Origin of the sequence: Providencia sp. PROV119, assembly GCF_028482435.1 — a bacterium.
GTDB classification, from domain to species: domain Bacteria; phylum Pseudomonadota; class Gammaproteobacteria; order Enterobacterales; family Enterobacteriaceae; genus Providencia; species Providencia stuartii.
The window spans coordinates 73743-89963 of sequence record NZ_JAMPQL010000023.1 but is presented as its reverse complement, the minus strand read 5'-3'; the positions used below and the strand labels follow the sequence as shown (position 1 = coordinate 89963).

The 16221-nt window shown below is 40.9% G+C and carries 16 protein-coding genes; 3 read left to right on the top strand and 13 right to left on the bottom strand.

The features are described 5' to 3' along the window. Nucleotide 1: 1 nt before the first annotated feature. From PSF11_RS16860 to ppiA, 7 genes are all read right to left on the bottom strand, one after another. The gene (locus PSF11_RS16860; protein ID WP_036942174.1) at nt 2-895 is read right to left on the bottom strand and encodes a PTS system mannose/fructose/sorbose family transporter subunit IID; all 894 of its coding nucleotides are present in this window, start codon (nt 893-895) and stop codon (nt 2-4) included. Further along, on the bottom strand, nt 885-1667 hold the full coding sequence (agaW, locus tag PSF11_RS16855) for a PTS N-acetylgalactosamine transporter subunit IIC (protein ID WP_004923830.1): 783 nt from the start codon (nt 1665-1667) through the stop codon (nt 885-887). The genes PSF11_RS16860 and agaW overlap by 11 nt, the downstream gene beginning before the upstream one ends. 10 nt (nt 1668-1677) lie before the next feature. After that, complete coding sequence (gene agaV / locus PSF11_RS16850) at nt 1678-2160, bottom strand: PTS N-acetylgalactosamine transporter subunit IIB (RefSeq protein ID WP_014656972.1); 483 nt, start codon at nt 2158-2160, stop codon at nt 1678-1680. Nucleotides 2161-2174: 14 nt separating this feature from the next. Next, nucleotides 2175-3329, bottom strand: coding sequence for an SIS domain-containing protein (locus tag PSF11_RS16845; RefSeq protein WP_004923826.1), 1155 nt, complete (start codon nt 3327-3329; stop codon nt 2175-2177). Then, on the bottom strand, nt 3326-4621 hold the full coding sequence (locus tag PSF11_RS16840) for a D-tagatose-bisphosphate aldolase, class II, non-catalytic subunit (RefSeq protein WP_061064624.1): 1296 nt from the start codon (nt 4619-4621) through the stop codon (nt 3326-3328). Before PSF11_RS16840 ends, PSF11_RS16845 begins: the two co-directional genes overlap by 4 nt. Nucleotides 4622-4691: 70 nt before the next feature. After that, nucleotides 4692-5465: a transcriptional repressor AgaR gene (gene agaR, locus PSF11_RS16835; RefSeq protein WP_014656973.1), complete on the bottom strand. Its 774-nt coding sequence runs from the start codon at nt 5463-5465 to the stop codon at nt 4692-4694. Nucleotides 5466-5978: 513 nt separating this feature from the next. Beyond that, nucleotides 5979-6551, bottom strand: a complete 573-nt coding sequence (ppiA, locus tag PSF11_RS16830) for a peptidylprolyl isomerase A (protein WP_014656974.1) — start codon at nt 6549-6551, stop codon at nt 5979-5981. 366 nt (nt 6552-6917) lie between these two features. On the opposite strand from ppiA, the gene yihA reads away from it, so the two are divergent. Then, nucleotides 6918-7529, top strand: coding sequence for a ribosome biogenesis GTP-binding protein YihA/YsxC (gene yihA / locus PSF11_RS16825; RefSeq protein WP_004923816.1), 612 nt, complete (start codon nt 6918-6920; stop codon nt 7527-7529). 112 nt (nt 7530-7641) lie between these two features. On the opposite strand, the gene PSF11_RS21385 is transcribed toward yihA, so the two are convergent. Together PSF11_RS21385 and PSF11_RS16820 are read right to left on the bottom strand one after the other, a co-directional pair. Then, nucleotides 7642-7689 carry a hypothetical protein gene (locus PSF11_RS21385; RefSeq protein ID WP_438361642.1) on the bottom strand — a complete coding sequence of 16 codons (48 nt, stop codon included), beginning with the start codon at nt 7687-7689 and terminating at the stop codon, nt 7642-7644. Between the two features lie 350 nt (nt 7690-8039). Continuing rightward, nucleotides 8040-8843, bottom strand: coding sequence for an SDR family oxidoreductase (locus PSF11_RS16820; RefSeq protein ID WP_072502589.1), 804 nt, complete (start codon nt 8841-8843; stop codon nt 8040-8042). 320 nt (nt 8844-9163) lie between these two features. Here PSF11_RS16820 and tolC point away from each other — a divergent pair, with 320 nt between their 5' ends. Further along, a complete protein-coding gene (tolC, locus tag PSF11_RS16815) occupies nt 9164-10516 on the top strand; it encodes an outer membrane channel protein TolC (RefSeq protein ID WP_272682838.1) in 1353 nt (450 codons plus the stop codon). Between the two features lie 129 nt (nt 10517-10645). After that, nucleotides 10646-10972, top strand: a complete 327-nt coding sequence (locus PSF11_RS16810) for a hypothetical protein (RefSeq protein ID WP_004923806.1) — start codon at nt 10646-10648, stop codon at nt 10970-10972. Between the two features lie 79 nt (nt 10973-11051). On the opposite strand, the gene polA is transcribed toward PSF11_RS16810, so the two are convergent. The 4 genes from polA to PSF11_RS16790 all read right to left on the bottom strand — a co-directional run bounded on the left by polA (nt 11052) and on the right by PSF11_RS16790 (nt 16149). Further along, on the bottom strand, nt 11052-13844 hold the full coding sequence (gene polA / locus PSF11_RS16805; RefSeq protein ID WP_072502590.1) for a DNA polymerase I: 2793 nt from the start codon (nt 13842-13844) through the stop codon (nt 11052-11054). 376 nt (nt 13845-14220) lie between these two features. Next, the gene (gene dsbA / locus PSF11_RS16800) at nt 14221-14844 is read right to left on the bottom strand and encodes a thiol:disulfide interchange protein DsbA (protein ID WP_004923800.1); all 624 of its coding nucleotides are present in this window, start codon (nt 14842-14844) and stop codon (nt 14221-14223) included. Nucleotides 14845-14877: 33 nt separating this feature from the next. After that, nucleotides 14878-15873 carry a serine/threonine protein kinase gene (locus PSF11_RS16795; RefSeq protein ID WP_004923797.1) on the bottom strand — a complete coding sequence of 332 codons (996 nt, stop codon included), beginning with the start codon at nt 15871-15873 and terminating at the stop codon, nt 14878-14880. A 6-nt stretch (nt 15874-15879) separates the two neighbouring features. Further along, complete coding sequence (locus PSF11_RS16790; protein WP_004923794.1) at nt 15880-16149, bottom strand: YihD family protein; 270 nt, start codon at nt 16147-16149, stop codon at nt 15880-15882. Nucleotides 16150-16221 lie beyond the last annotated feature (72 nt).

Below are 16221 nucleotides of genomic sequence, written 5' to 3'. Positions count from 1 at the left end.
CTTATAAGAATCCAACTAATTTACCAAGCACGCCAAATACCACGGTGACACCAATTAATTTCACAGGTGAAAAACCTTTTTTCATTAGCCAGTAGACAAGTAACGTAAAGCTTAATGGCAATAAATTTGGCATCAGTTTGTCTAAAACGTCTGTCTGTAAAGCCACTTTTGCTTCACCAGCCGTCATGATTAGTGGTGTAGAAAGATGCACATAAGAGGCAACTAGGGCGCCGATAACCGTCATTCCAACAATAGAAGCGGCATGTGAGATATTTTTGGTATGTGCTTTTAGCATGGCTATCGCTTTTGTTCCCGCGCGATAACCATAATGAGCCAGTCCAAAACGCAATGCGAAATGCACGATATTGAACATAAGCAGAAAAATAATCGGCCCAAATAAACTGCCTTGTAGTGCGAGTGATGCCCCAATACCAGCACAGATGGGCAATAAGGTTAGCCAGAACAACGCATCGCCGATGCCGCCTAGCGGCCCCATTAACGCTATTTTCACTGCACGAATGGTGGAAATCTTCTCCTTGCTACGCTCCATCGCTAGCACTAAACCGGATAAAAATGTCACATCAAATGGATGCACATTGATAAATTCCATGTGCATTTTCATAGAATTAGATAAATCTTCCGGTTTTTTATGAATTTTACGTAACGCTGGGATCAAGGTATAAAGCCAACCGCCAGCTTGCATACGTTCATAGTTAAAAGAAGCTTGTAGTAATAGCGAACGCAGTGCCATAACGTTAATATCACGGTGAGTCAGTGCTGTTGCAGGTTCGCTATCAAGGTAATCATCACGCTCAACCTGACTAGTTGCCATCGCTTGAGCCATTCGTTGCTCCGCTTTTGCTGCCAGAGCTTCATCATTGTCATTAAATGCCATCATTCATCTCCTGAGCAACTTTAGGTGAGCTGCCGTTATCATTGTTGTCATTACGTGTGCGGTTGAAGAAATCAATCAGTGCGATTGCAAACGCGCCAAGTGCGACCGCAATAATGGGCATATTCAGGAAAGTCACTGAAATAAAACCAAGAATAAAATAGGCAACATACGTCTTTTTCATCATGATTTTCATCAGTAGTGAGAAACCAATCGCAGGCATCATGCCACCCGCCACAGCTAAGCCATCCAATAGCCATTGAGGTGCTTTTTGTACCATGGCGCTTGCGGCATCAGCACCAAAGTAGATGGGTAAGAAAGCAACAATAAAGTAGAAAGAAAACAGAATCAGGATCCCAAAATAGTTCACCATCTCAATACCGCGCCAATTGAGCTTTTTCACCATTTCGTCGCATTTATGCATCATGGGTGAATAGAGTGTGAACAGTAATGTGATACAGCCTTGTACCGCGATAGAAAACGGTACAGCAATACCGATAGCAACTTTAGGATCCGCATGTGTCATGATGGCAAATGTCGTGCCAATAATACCGCCAATCACGACATTGGGGGGCTGAGCACCAGCAAGTGGCACCATCCCCATCCAAACCAGCTCTAACGTTCCTCCGACTAATAACCCCGTTTGCACATCACCTAAAATCAATCCAACAATAGGCCCAATAACCACAGGTCGATGGAAGTGTGTCAAACCATTAAATAAATCGACCCCCGCGATCCCAGCAATCAAAGCGATAAGTAGTGCGTCAGTCATCATACTGACCTCCTTAGCTAATTAGCTTAGAGACGGCTTCCCCCGCCTCATCAGGTACACGACGAATTTCACAAGTGATCCCTAATTTTTCTAATTCGCGGAATGCATTAATATCGCTATCATCCACAGAGACCGTTTTATGAATTTGTTTTTTACCTTCGATAAAGTGCATATTGCCAACATTGACAAATTTGATAGGAACTCCACCTTGAACTAGGGTGAGTACATCTTGAGGCGTTTTACAAACGATAAAAATCTTTTGTCGATCCGCAGCCTTATGGATCACATCAATGGTTTTTTGCAGCGTAAAATAGCGAGTTTGTACACCATCGGAAACCACCATATCCATCAAAGATTGAGCAACGGGATCAACGGCGGCTTCATCATTTGCAACAACCACTAAATTAGCACCAAGAGAATTTGTCCAAGTCACGCCAACTTGACCATGGATCAAACGATTATCGATACGAGTCATCAATATATTTGGGGTAGACATACTCACTCCTATTATTATTTTGTTGATTTGTATGGGTATAGCTGAACACCTTTAACAACACGATTCACTTCCCCCGTCGGACAAGGGTTATCCGGTGATAAACCATGATTGAGAGAAGCTTCAAATGACAAAAGCTGTAAAAAGACGAGATAAGGAAATATCAACCAAATATCATTGAGTGGGCTATCAAGCACGACGGCCTGCTCTAAAGGTAAACTACTCAATGCCACAATGTGTTTTGCCCGCTGGTCATGTTTCAGCTCATTGAGCAAATCTATATCATAGTGACGGCAATACTCTTCGGCTGATAACATCACTATTACCAATGTTTCTTTATCAATCATAAATTTAGGGCCATGGCGAACCCCTAATGTTGAATCAAAGCGCGTTGCAACTTTCCCCGATGTGAGCTCTAACATCTTCAGCGCCCCTTCTTCGGCAATCCCCGTAAAACAACTTGAGCCAAGCACAACCATTCGACTAAAACCATTTCCTGTCATGCCTTGGATCATCGGCAACCATTGTGGAATGCCGGTTTCTGCAAGTGTGGCAATCTCTTCAACATAACTACGTGCTTGAGTAAAATCTTGAACACCAAATAGTAATAATGTCGCTAATGTCATACAGCTAAAGCTTGAGGTCATGGCAAAGCTGCTATCATGAGAACCATCGGGCATGATTAAAGAGCAAACATGCTTTTTCCCTTCCGCATAACGTGCCAAAGCGCCATCTGGATTACAGGTCAACATAAGGTGATAAACATCGTCGAGTAGCTCATCTGCCAGCTCTACGACACCAACACTTTCAGGACTGTTACCCGAGCGAGCATAAGAAACTAATAATGTCGGTTTATGTTTATCGAGGTAATGCCAAGGTGTTGGTACAATATCGGTAGATGCATACGCATGTACGTCTAATCCACAATATTCACGTAACCAAGGTGCCATGGCTTTCCCTGCAAAGGCAGACGACCCAGCACCACATAACACAATTTGTAAATCCGGCTTGGCGAGCAGTTCAGATAAAAACGGTTGCCATTGCTCCGATTTAGCCGCTAACTCCCGATATAATTCACGCCATAAGCGGGGCTGATGAGTAATTTCTTGTGCAGTAAACAGAGCGCCGTGCTGCTCTAACCATGATTGTGAATATGACAATATTTCCTTCATGCCACCGCTCCTTTTGACTGTGATTCACATGCCAACGCATATTGAAGTAATACGCTTCGAACCTTATCCATGACCCACGCTTTTGGGTCATTCTCTAAGTCACCGACTTTAACGGCTTCGGCCTGCTCTGGTAGGTATTGGCTCAGCATCGAAATCGGTACTGGGTTTTGCCGTAAATTGTCCAATAATTTCGCCACTGCTTTTTCAACTTCAGGCTCCGCCCAGTAATAGCGAATACGGTCACTTAAGCTATATTGTCTGTCGATGTATTGCTGATGAGCATTCCCTTTGTAATAAGGGCTCCAACGCTCTGGCTGCTCATTCATAATTTGTTCGAGGGTTGCGTGTAAATGGGCAGCATCACGCTCACCATTCCATTCACGATCTAATTTATCGAGTGCAAATAACCCTTCACGTAAAGCAAACGTTAATGCAGGGCCAACTTTTAAGATCGCAAAATGGTCGCGGACTAACTGACGATACGCCTTTAGTGCTTGGTAATCGGTAGAGTGTGCTTCATAAACAAGATGGGGAACTGATTCGATAAATTGGCTAAGTGCTTTCGCTTTTTCAGGTTGATAATGTTCAACATTGTGATGATCAAATTCGACCCCTGGCTGAACAACCAAGGCAATCACTCGGGGCCACACATCGGCTAACCCATGCTCTTGCCATTTATTTTTATGGATAGACAATGTGGTTTTAGCAGCTTCGGGCGATGTTACTTGTAATCCATCCATCGATTCTTTCGCACCGCCCGGCACAGGAACTTCTGTGCCAATAACATAAACAGGGGCTTCACCACCATGATCTTGCCAGCTACGTTCAGCCACTTGGCATAGCCTTGCCGCACGGGAAGCGACAACGTCATCGCTCAAAGGAATAGGGTCATCAGCACAAGACATTGAACAATCAAGGTGAATTTTACGAAAGCCTGCCGCAACATAATCATAAATGAGTGTTTCTGATAGTTGCATCGCCTCATCAGCGCAACGGTTTTGCCATGCATTAGGGCCTAAATGATCGCCGCCTAACCACACTTTTTCACGTGGGAAAGCCAATCGATCGGCGATTTTCCATACCATTTCACGAAAATCGCAAGGAAGCATACCGGTATAGCCACCGAACTGGTTAACTTGGTTAGAAGTGGCTTCAATTAATACTGAAGAGTTACGTTGTTTAGCAAAACGAATCGCACTTTCTAGAACCCAAGGGTGTGCGGAACAGACAGAGTAAACCCCAACGTCCTCGCCAGATTTATGGCGATGGATCAGCTGTAATAGCGGCTGCATAATATCTCCAAATAACTCAGATATGATTAAAAACGTTGCGTTTTTAATTAAGAATTAAAATAGATATGCCTTATTCATCAACAACAATGACTTCTACACCAAATGCCGTTAAAGCTTGGCGATAATGAAGTGGAATGCGGCTATCAGTAATAAGACGATGGATCAGTCTAGCTTCGCGTATTAAACAAAAACTCTTTCGCCCAAATTTAGTGCCATCTGCTACAGCGATAATTTGATGTGCCACATCACACATCACACGGTTGAGATGCGCTTCTCCGCTATTCGGTGTGGTGATCCCAGCTTCAAGATCAAAGCCATCTACCCCAAGAAACAACGTATCAAAACGGTACTGTGATAACTGCTGTTCGGCGGCAGGACCATAAAGGGAATAAGAATTTTTGCGTACGTGTCCACCAAGAACCATAACATCTACGCTGTCGAAACCGGCCAGTTCGTATGCGATATTGAGAGCATTAGTCATCACGACTAAATCACGGTGGTGTTTTAAAAAAGGAACGATTTCTGCTGTTGTTGAGCCTGAATCAATGATGAGAGAATCCCCATCATTCACAAATTCCGCCGCTTTTTTGGCAATACGAGTTTTAATTTCTCGATCCATGCGACCTTTCACTTGTAACGGTCTATCAAAAGCAAATTTATGATTCACCATTGCGCCGCCATAAGAGCGTAAGGCACAACCCTTTTTTTCCAGATAACGTAAATCATTACGAATAGTGACGCTAGAAACATTAAACTGTTTGCTTAAAGCATCGACACGAACACTCCCTTCTTGGCACAACATATCCATGATGCATTCACGTCTTTTTACGGTATCTGTACTCATGTTTATCACTCCGAAAAACATCACCTTGTTATCACGATTGACCATGCTAACAACATATCTGAATTACAGCAGAGTGAGTCAATCGAAAATGTGATCCTTGTTAAAGTTCATTTTTAGAGCAAAAAACCTCAAAAAACCTTTCGATTCCATTCAAATCGAAAGGCACCGCTTTCAATTGATTGACTTATTTTTTCATGCAAATGCCTAGCAAAGGCCAATATTTAAGTTAGTAAATGTATTAACAACGAAACACGAAGAAAAAATGTCAAACAAACCGTTTTCAAACCGCGCGGTGAGCAAGATCACAAAATTGAATTTATGTAAAAATAACTAGCAGGTTGATAAGAAGAAAAGAATGAAAAAAAGAGAAGGGAAAAAGAAAATAAATTCTAATTAATGAGGAAATATACTCTGTGAGTACATCACTACATAAATAGCACTCACAGTGATACAGCCTTATACATGAGAAATAATATAAGTGGGTAAATACTAGCGACCTACCCACTCTATCTATTATGGCTTTTTAATGACTTCCGCAGAAATAATTGATATTGGTTCAACAGGCACATTTTGATATGGACCAACATTCTCTGTTTTTACTTTAGAGATTTTATCCACTACATCCATGCCTTTTACCACTTTACCAAAAACAGCGTAACCAAAATCACGTTGACCGTGATCTAAGAAAGCATTGTCAGCGACATTAATAAAAAACTGGCTGGTCGCACTGTCTTTATTCGCTGTACGTGCCATAGAAATGGTTCCACGTAAATTGCGCAAACCGTTATCTGCTTCATTTTTAATTGGAGCACGAGTCTGCTTTTGCTGAAGATCTTTGTTAAAACCGCCACCCTGGATCATAAAACCAGGAATAACACGGTGAAACGTTGTTCCGTTGTAATAACCTTCATTCACATATTGTAGAAAGTTCTCAGTGGTCACAGGTGCTTTTTTATTATTCAGTTCTAATTCAATATTACCTGCTGAGGTGACTAATTTAACATACGTTTCACCCGCAGCTAATGCTAGAGAAGATGCGCTGATAGCACAGACCGCCAGTAAAGGCACAAAAATTCGTTTTAACATTCAAGATCCCTTTCGCTATAGCTAAATGACTTAATTATACTCGAAATAGTTCGAGGTGCAGCTAAGCGCATAAGCAAATATGTGACTCATGTGAATAGACATAGCCAACAAAGCTGCAACTGGAAGTATGACGAGTACAATTCACCAATTCTAGAGCTAAGCTGAATATATTGCTAAAGATTTACCTTTATTTACGTCAGATAAGCGAGTAATCATCAAAAACTGTCAGATGACGCCCAATATGTACGTAAAATCGTTGTTTCAAAAGCAAACAGCTACTGCTCTATCGCAATTTTGGCTTTGTTTGTCTGCCACCAGTCGCTATAATCCCTCAGCCTCAAAAGGTCAACTCAGGGAGAACAACCTATGACAATCAAAAACCATAACTACCATATGACAAAATTTGTCATCAGTGCACCCGATATCCGTCATCTACCAAAAGATACGGGTATAGAAGTTGCCTTTGCAGGCCGCTCCAATGCAGGTAAATCCAGCGCACTAAACGCGCTTACACAACAAAAAAGCCTTGCTCGCACCAGTAAAACGCCTGGACGGACACAGTTAATTAACCTGTTCGAAGTGGAAGAAGGCATTCGTCTTGTCGACTTACCGGGTTATGGCTATGCCGAAGTGCCGGAAGAGATGAAACGCAAATGGCAAAAAGCGCTTGGTGAATACCTACAAAAAAGGGAGTGTATTAAAGGTCTTGTCGTATTGATGGATATTCGTCATCCACTAAAAGACCTTGATATGCAAATGATTGAATGGTCTATTGCGATGGAAATTCCTGTATTAGTCCTTTTGACTAAGGCAGATAAACTCGCTTCTGGCGCACGCAAAAAACAATTAATGGAAGTCCGCCAAGCACTCTCTCCATTAGGGGGAGACGTCGAAGTCGAATATTTTTCAGCATTGAAAAAAATCGGTATTGATAAATTGCGTCTCAAACTTGATAGCTGGTATAGCACGCCAATTTGATCCATTTCGATCCTTGTGCGTCACTCGGCGCACAACGGCAAGCACGATAACTTTACACAAAGTTTGGATAAAAAAATGCTCCAGTCAAAATTTTGACTGGAGCAGCTAATATTCAGCTAAATCCGATTACGTGAAGTAAAAGGTCTGAAAGATAGAACATCTTACCTCTGTACCCTACGCCTTATACTTTACTTGATTTTTTACGCGAAAAAAAGCTTTTCTGTAATTTTTTTTCAATGCTTACTACGATTCAGCGAATAAAACATCATGATAATAGCCAAAAAACGTATTTTTATTACATATTTATGAGAGCCAAGTCGCATTAATATGTAATGTAAATTTTTTATCTCATTAGGTAATAACGCGTATTTTGTTCAAATAACAGACAGAAATAAGCTTTATCGCATCTATATGGCAACATGCGATAAAGAAAATAAGAAGAGTGTTTTATCGAATCGGCGAATAGGTTGACGCCATTATTGATGACTCAGAGAATAAGCAAGCTCGCCTCTATTGTTTTATATCCGCTGATGACAATACGCTTTCGGGAAGTAATGCTCCGCCATCAACGACAATAGTCTGTCCTGTCATATATCCCGCGGCTTGTGAGGCTAAAAATACCATAGCGGCAGCAATATCTTCTGCTTCCCCTAAACGCCCTAGTGGTACAGCACGAGCAATCCTTTGATTCAATTGCTCATCCCCTAAGTTTTCCATCGCAGGTGTTCGTATCATCCCCGGCTCAACGCCATTCACCGTTATCCCAAAAGGAGCCAACTCCAATGCGGCTGACTTAATAAAACCATTAACCCCCGCTTTAGAGGCGGCATAATGCGCAAGCCCTGGGTAAGCGACTTTAGGACCAGTGACAGATGAGGTGATTAAAATACGCCCTCTTCCCTGCCTTTTCATAATCGGTTGAGCCGCTTGAGCCAAATAAAAAGGCGCCATTAAATTAACACTCAGTGTCTGTTGTAATAAAGCCTCATCAATTTGCATAAATTCTGTTAGCGGAAAATAAGCTGCATTATGGATAACAACATCTAATTGATGATATTCGCGATCTATTTTTGCAACCAAGGCTGTTATTTGTTGCTGCTTTGCACAGTCACAACCTTCCGCCTGAACGTTAAACCCTTTTGCTACTAATGAAGCTGCGGCTGCTTGCGCCTTTTGTAACTGCAAATCAGCCATAATCACGCAAGCCCCTAATTGAGCAAAGGCTTCAACAATCGCTAAACCAATACCTTGAGCCCCACCAGTAACTAGCACGACCTGCCCTTGAAATGCAGTTGGAGAAAATAAGCGTTCCATGATTAATCCTTTGGCTCTGAGATAAGTCTGTCGCCATAAAAGATATTACGTTACATGAACGCTATATTGAGGTAAAAAAATGTACTGTGACAATCGTTCTTAGGTAGTAAATGCACATTACGTTCGACAGTAAAATAGTCTCATTTTTTACACTAACTTAATCAAGTTAGCTCATATAGCAAAACATATACATTAAATTAAACTTTTAAATGTGGTTTTTTATATTTACATTTTAATGGCTGAGCTATAATTTAATTAAAACCTCTTTCTTAAATCCCATTTAGACTAAACTGTAAAAAATTAATTAGGAATTAATACTAATGAATAAAATAATTAAATTATTTATTTTAATAATTTCAATAATTATAGGTTATAATTGTAACGCAGAGGATTTATTGCAAGTTTATAAAATAACGAAAGATAACAACCCCACATTAAAAAAAACAGAAAGTGAACGTTATCAAGCCTATAAAAAAATAGATGAAGAGCGTAGCTCATTACTCCCTCAATTAAAATTAAAAGCTAATTCAAACTATAAAAACAATGATGGTACAGATGATAATAAAAATATTAAAAACACCGAATTATCCCTACAAATGACACAATCTATAATTGATATATCTAAGTGGAAATCACTATCTATTCAAGAAAAACATGCAGCTATTTCAGATATTAACTATCAAATAAGCCAGCAAGATCTGCTGTTAGAAACGGCTATCTCTTACTTTAATATATTAAAGTCTATTGATGCCCTCACTTACATAAAAGCCCATAAACTCGCGGTTTATCATCAGTTAGATCAAACCACACAACGCTTTAATGTAGGGCTAACGACCATCACTGACGTACAAAATGCGAGAGCTAACTATGACAGTATCATTGCTCAAGAGGTTCTAGGTTACAACGAATTGAAGAATTCAGTTGAGGTATTAAGAAAAATCAGTGGAGTACGATATACTCAATTAGCAAAACTCAATATTAATAAGTTACAACTCACCAAACCAGATAATATCACATTTCTACTTGAAAATGCGCGAATTAAAAACCTGAGCTTATTAAAAGCTCGCCTGTCACAAGAAATATCAAATGATAAAATATCCCTCGCCAAAAGCGGGCATTTACCTATAGTCACTTTAGATGCTTCTACAGCCATCAATAACACTCGGCTAGATAAGAATAGTATCGAAAGCCAGCATAAAATAAATAACCATTCAGGGAAAAACAATGCAGCCCTCTCGTTAAATTTACCAATCTATCAAGGAAATACGGTTAATTCTCAAGTTAAGCAAGCTCAGTATGGTTTTGAGGCTGCAACAGAGCAACTTGAAAGTGATAATCGAAACGTCATCCAGCAAGTTAACTCTTCATACAATAATCTATTGTCGTCAATAAGTAGTATTAATGCCTATAAGCAACTAATCATTTCAACACAAAGCTCATTAGATGCCACAGAAGCGGGTTATCAAGTAGGAACACGCACTATTGTCGATGTACTATCTGCAACTGCCGCCCTCTATCAGTCGAAAAAAAATTTATCGAATGCCCAATATGATTATTTAATCAACCAATTAAAAATGGAATATTTACAAGGTTCCTTAAACGAAAATAGCATTCAGCGTATCAATAAAATGCTAGGCAATGAAATATCAATTTATGAACCAACAATGCAATAATTAGCATTCGAATTATTTAATATTAAATAATTTATTTTAATTAAAACTTAATAAATTTCATTTTTATCACTCATCATTTTCTATGCCATTATTGATTTTAAAGTAAAAATGAGCTCAAGGAAATAAACAGTGAAAGTAAATGAAATGTATTGCATTAAAAATGGAGAAGCGTTAATCATTTCTCCTTCACCACAAAAAAGGAAAATAACCATTCCAAAATTGATGGCATCGAGTAGAGGGCAAAAAACAAAAGCCCATCACCGTCTAGATATCAATGGAAAGCAAGTTGCAATTGCTGAAGTTGATACACGTTATAATCAATATGGAGTTACTTTAATCAGTATATCATCTTGGTCTGGAATTATTGAGCCTAATACCCAAATGAAAATCATGGCTAGTGAAAGAACATCCAAATATTCATCTGTACTTAGTTATGTATTAGTATTAATAGAATAATATATAATTTCACAATAGATAATATGACTAAATAAAACTGAGTCGAATTAAGCATTATCCGACTCAGTTCAGACTCTAACTAGTGGGCTTCATCCCAGTTATCACCAATACCGACATCAACCTTCAACGGTACATCAAGTTGCATACTTTGTTCCATCAACTCACGTATTTTGGTGGTCACACTATCAAGCTCTGACTCTTTGACTTCGAAAACTAATTCATCATGCACCTGCATTAGCATGTCTGCATGCGGTTTTTCGGCCTGTAACCAAGCATCCACCGCGATCATCGCTTTCTTGATAATATCTGCTGCCGTACCTTGCATCGGTGCGTTAATAGCCTCACGCTCAGCCGCTTTACGACGCATTCCATTACTTGACTTAATGTCGGCAAGATACAAGCGACGCCCTTCTAACGTTTCAACATACCCCTGCTCAGCCGCTTGATGGCGCGTATTTTCCATATAGCGCAGCACGCCTGGATAACGTTCAAAATAGAGGTCCATATAACGCTGAGCTTCACCACGAGGAATGCCTAACTGTCGAGCAAGACCAAATGCGCTCATACCATAAATCAAACCGAAGTTAATCGCTTTTGCACTACGACGCTGATCACTTGTCACTTCATCCAGTGGTACACCAAATACCTCTGCTGCCGTTGCACGGTGAATATCTTTGCCTTCAGCAAACGCCGTTAATAGCCCTTTATCTTGCGATAGATGCGCCATAATACGTAATTCGATTTGCGAATAGTCCGCGGCCACTACTTTGTAGCCTTTGCGTGCAATAAATGCTTGGCGGATACGGCGACCTTCTTCCGTCCTAACCGGAATATTTTGTAAATTGGGGTCTCGAGATGATAAGCGCCCTGTCGCTGTCACTGCTTGATGATACGAGGTGTGTACCCGTTGAGTTTTCGGGCTGATCATCAACGGCAACTTGTCGGTATAGGTTGATTTCAGTTTTGCGAGACTACGGTGCTCAAGCAAGAGTTTAGGTAGGGCGTGATTTAGAGCCAACTCCTCAAGCACTTCTTCGTTGGTAGACGGTGCACCACTCGGTGTTTTTTTCACTACAGGCAGTTGTAGCTTTTCAAACAGAATCGTTTGTAATTGTTTGGTTGAAGCAAGATTGAACTCTTCACCCGCAAGCTCAAATGCCTCTTTCTCCAATTCTGCCAAACGCGCAGTAATCTCTTTCGATTGGGCCGCTAGTACCGCAGCATCGATTAATACCCCTTTACGCTCCATTCTGACAAGAACAGGCACTAATGGCATTTCAATTTCACGAAAAACGTGATTCAGTTTAGGCTCAGCCTCTAATTGAGGATACAGTGCTTGATGAAGCAATAACGTCACATCGGCATCTTCTGCCGCGTAATTGGCTGCCTGCTCAAGCGCTATTTGATTGAATGTCAGCTGCTTTTTCCCCTTCCCTGCAATCTCTTCAAAAGAGACCGTTTTATGGTTAAGGTGCCGTTCAGCTAGGCTATCCATATCATGGCGCCCCATACCCGCTACGCTATTTAGCACATAGGATTCCAGCATGGTATCAAATGCAATACCTTTCAGTTCAATATCGTAGTTGAGTAAAACCTCAGCGTCATATTTTAAGTTCTGACCTATTTTGAGTATTTTATCATTTTCCAATATCGGCTTCATGGCAGCCAACACATCATTTAATGGGAGTTGCACTGGTGCATCAAGATAATCATGACCTAATGGCAAATAGGCCGCATAGCCGGGTTCAATGGCAAATGACATCCCAACTAAACGCGCTTCTTGTGTATCCAAACTGTCCGTTTCAGTATCAAAGGCAAAGATTGAGGCTGACGTGAGTTTTTCTATCCAGCGGTCTAAATCCGCTTTTTCCAAAATAGTTTGATAGTTTTCCGCACTCAACGTCGGTGCTGCCATGACGGCTTCAATTTTCTTTTCTGTTTTACTTGCCGCTGGCGCACTACTTTTACCACTTTTACCATCCATCCACGTGCCATTCTCAACATCCGCTAACCAGCGTTTAAACTCATAACGGCTAAACAACTGGTAAAGTTTGTCTGTGTCTGGCTCGGAGATCGCAAGTTCTTCGCAGCTTTTTTCTAGCTCCACATCGGTTTTGATGGTCGCTAATTGGTATGAAAGGAAAGCAACCTCGCGATTCTCTTCCATTTTCGGGGCTAATGTTTTCGAGCCTCTAAAGCCAAGTGGGGCGATTTTATCTAAAGAGTCGTAAATCTCTTTTAAACTGCCAATGCCTTGCAGCAAAGCAAGTGCCGTTTTTTCGCCCACACCGGGAACGCCTGGAATATTATCGGAAGAGTCGCCCATCAATGCGAGGAAGTCGATGATCAGCTCTGGCGGAACCCCATATTTATCCTCAACTTCTTGAGGGCCTAAAATGGTATTGGTCATGGTATTGATCAAGGTGATATTAGGCTCAACCAATTGAGCCATATCTTTATCGCCTGTGCTGATCAAGACAGGGATCCCTTTTTGACTCGCTTGCCTCGCAAGAGTACCAATGACATCGTCCGCTTCAACACCGGAAACCACCAGCAACGGTAGTCCCATCGCTTCGACCATTTCATGCAATGGCGCTATTTGCTCACGCAAATCATCTGGCATCGGTGGGCGGTGTGATTTATAACTCTCAAACAGCTCATCACGGAATGTTTTTCCTTTGGCATCAAAGACGACGGCCACATGACTTGGCTTATATTGCATAATCAAGCTACGCAACATATTGAGCACACCATACATGGCTCCTGTCGGTTCGCCCGCACTGTTAGTCAGTGGTGGGAATGCATGATAAGCACGGTACAGGTAAGATGAACCATCTACCAATATAAGGGGATTTTCTGCTATCTGAGCCATAATCTGTCATCATCTTTTTGTCAGGAATGAATAATAATAGGATGCCACAATGTGCGCTTAGATACACGTCGAGTTTCAACTTCATCAACAATCCTCCCCCTACTCAATTAAATAAATTAAATCGTCATTTTACTCCTTCGCTACCCTATTTTGACCGATATAACCTGTGGATAACTCTGTGAGCAAAATAATGTTATGCCTTAGATTCAATGACTAAGAAAAGATCAAGGGGTTAAACAAGAAAATAAAATCAATGAGTTAGACGAAAATCGCTTGATCTAGCTCAAAAAAAGGATTTTAAACGTATTGTGGATATTGATTACGGAACGTGAATAATTATGAATGTGGCGGCGAGTCACGCCGCCACAAGGAGAGATTATTTTTTGTCGAGCAGATAGTTCACAACTTTAGAAAACTCTTGCCCATAATCTTCGGCTTTATCGACCGCAATGCCATCATTACGGATTTGGTATTTACCATCAACAAACATCGCTGGCACACCACGTAGTTTTAGATCTTGCGCTGCGTTTTGTTGTTTAGCGACTAAAGATTTTACAACGAAGCTGTTTAGTGCAGCATCATACTCTTCACCACTCACACCTGCTTTAATAAAGGCGTTACGGATATCGTCTACCGTACGAATAGATTGTGTTTTTTGAATACCTTCAAACAGAATTGGCGTCACTTTATCTTCAACTTTTAGAACGATTGCCACTGCCCAAGATTGGGTGAGGTTTTTCCCTAATGGGCCTAAGAAATCAACGTGGTAACGTTCCATTTTGACGCCTTCAGGTAAGTTTTTCTCTACCGTTTGTGGCACTTTATACACATTTTCAAACTGATAGCAGTGAGGGCAATAGAAAGAGAAGAACTCTAAAACTTGTGGTAAGTTTTGTACTGGTTGTTTTAAAGCAACGTACTCTTTCCCTTCTGAATAGTTTGCGGCCGCTGCCCCAAATGACATGGCAATACCAATTAAAGCCAACATGATTTTTTTCATATACTACGTTCTCCAAAAAATACCACTTATTTATTAAAATTGAGGGTTTAACTGCAAAGGGGCTTCCTGCAATCGTTCAATTTGCTGAGCAAATTCGACGGATTGTTTTTGCCAAAAATCATCATCCTGCAACCATGAAAATGCTCTTGGAAAAGCGGGATCTTGCCAGCGGCGAATAATCCATCCTAAGTAATGAACCATTCTCATGGCTCTCAGTGGCTCGATTAATTTGAGCTCTTTTACATCAAAGTCACAAAACTCATTATAGGCTTCTAACAGCGTATCTAGTTGGACTAATTGATCCTGACGCGAGCCATTTAATAGCATCCACAAATCTTGTACCGCTGGGCCATTACGCGCATCATCAAAGTCCACCAGCCAAGCCTCATCACGCCACAAAATATTACCGGGATGGCAATCCCCCTGTAAACGTATTGGTGATGAGATAGTTGGCCAATACTGCTTCACTTGCGTAATCAATCTATCGAGTGATTCAATAATGGAGGCCTGCCACCTTGGAGCGATCAATTCACTTTGTACGATAATTTGGCGAGGTTGCTCAAGATACTCAGCAACACCCAGTGTTGGGCGAAAAACAAACGTTTCTTTCTTACCAATTTGGTGAATACGGCCTAATAAGCGCCCGACGTCTTCAAGCTGAAATAAATTATCGGTTTCATACTGGCGACCACCAATACTTGGAAAAACAGCAAAGATGAAACCACCAAATTCCAGCACGGTTTGCCCTGCAAACTCCAGTGGCGCAGCCACAGATAAACCCGCATCTTGTAATTCTAATGTGAAATCATGCTCTTCTTGAATTTGTGACCGGCTCCAACGCTCGGGGCGATAGAATTTCACGACAAAGCGTTTTCGGTTTTCATCCTGAAACTGATAAACCCGATTCTCATAGCTATTTAGCTCTGTTAATCCTGATTCAGGGTAAATGCCCGCTTCCATCAACGCATCAAGGATCAAATCAGGGGAAATCCCACTAAAGTGAAAATGAGAGTGTTCGATATTATTCATCTCTGATTAATCTTTTATGATGCCGCGAGCGCGCAATAACGCGGTTTTAAAGTCTTCTTCATAATCTTTTTTCAAGCCCGGTATCGCTTCATCACTGCTTTTTCCACGCATTTTCAGGTGATATATCAACACATCATCTGTTAGCTCAGACAATGGTCCTTTAAAACCTGCCTCATCGGCCAGCTTTTGTAGTAATTCCACTAAGTTTAAGTCTGAGTTGTCTTTCCATACAGGATGCAGCAGCTCAATAACTTCATTTAAGCGATGGCATTTCATGTTTATTCCTTCATCACGAATATTCGGGCTAAATTAATTGCTATCATACAAGAGAAAAAGCGAATTGATGTC

Excerpts from the sequence above, each read along its gene's own strand:
- PSF11_RS16860 (WP_036942174.1), bottom strand. The coding sequence starts at position 895 with ATGGCATTTAATGACAATGATGAAGCTCTGGCAGCAAAAGCGGAGCAA.
- agaW (WP_004923830.1), bottom strand. The coding sequence starts at position 1,667 with ATGATGACTGACGCACTACTTATCGCTTTGATTGCTGGGATCGCGGGG.
- agaV (WP_014656972.1), bottom strand. The coding sequence starts at position 2,160 with ATGTCTACCCCAAATATATTGATGACTCGTATCGATAATCGTTTGATC.
- PSF11_RS16845 (WP_004923826.1), bottom strand. The coding sequence starts at position 3,329 with ATGAAGGAAATATTGTCATATTCACAATCATGGTTAGAGCAGCACGGC.
- PSF11_RS16840 (WP_061064624.1), bottom strand. The coding sequence starts at position 4,621 with ATGCAGCCGCTATTACAGCTGATCCATCGCCATAAATCTGGCGAGGAC.
- agaR (WP_014656973.1), bottom strand. The coding sequence starts at position 5,465 with ATGAGTACAGATACCGTAAAAAGACGTGAATGCATCATGGATATGTTG.
- ppiA (WP_014656974.1), bottom strand. The coding sequence starts at position 6,551 with ATGTTAAAACGAATTTTTGTGCCTTTACTGGCGGTCTGTGCTATCAGC.
- yihA (WP_004923816.1), top strand. The coding sequence starts at position 6,918 with ATGACAATCAAAAACCATAACTACCATATGACAAAATTTGTCATCAGT.
- PSF11_RS16820 (WP_072502589.1), bottom strand. The coding sequence starts at position 8,843 with ATGGAACGCTTATTTTCTCCAACTGCATTTCAAGGGCAGGTCGTGCTA.
- tolC (WP_272682838.1), top strand. The coding sequence starts at position 9,164 with ATGAATAAAATAATTAAATTATTTATTTTAATAATTTCAATAATTATA.
- polA (WP_072502590.1), bottom strand. The coding sequence starts at position 13,844 with ATGGCTCAGATAGCAGAAAATCCCCTTATATTGGTAGATGGTTCATCT.
- dsbA (WP_004923800.1), bottom strand. The coding sequence starts at position 14,844 with ATGAAAAAAATCATGTTGGCTTTAATTGGTATTGCCATGTCATTTGGG.
- PSF11_RS16795 (WP_004923797.1), bottom strand. The coding sequence starts at position 15,873 with ATGAATAATATCGAACACTCTCATTTTCACTTTAGTGGGATTTCCCCT.
- PSF11_RS16790 (WP_004923794.1), bottom strand. The coding sequence starts at position 16,149 with ATGAAATGCCATCGCTTAAATGAAGTTATTGAGCTGCTGCATCCTGTA.